At 69.3% G+C, this 205-nt stretch carries 1 protein-coding gene; it reads right to left on the bottom strand.

Translation table 11 applies throughout. From position 1 onward, the window contains the following. A partial coding sequence (locus tag FJ658_RS15015; protein ID WP_141146206.1) for a PAS domain-containing protein occupies positions 1-205 on the bottom strand: 205 nt, incomplete at both ends.

Genomic DNA, 205 nt, shown 5'->3' with positions numbered 1-205 from the left:
GCTCCTGCACCCGCATCGCGTACTCGGCGTCGAGGTCTTCGAAGCCGAACAGTTCGGTCGCACCCGGGTTCCAGGCCACCACGAGCCCGTCGTGGTCGGTCGCGACGACGGCCTGGGCGGTCGTCGCGTTCCAGACGCTGCGGAACATCTCGAGCAGCTCGCGGTAGCGCTGCTCGCTGTCCTGCAGCTTCGCGACGGCGCGCAT

This window comes from Schumannella sp. 10F1B-5-1, assembly GCF_006517535.1.
Lineage (GTDB): Bacteria > Actinomycetota > Actinomycetes > Actinomycetales > Microbacteriaceae > Schumannella.
Note: the sequence above shows the minus strand (reverse complement) of the source record. Positions and strands in the feature narration are given on the sequence as shown.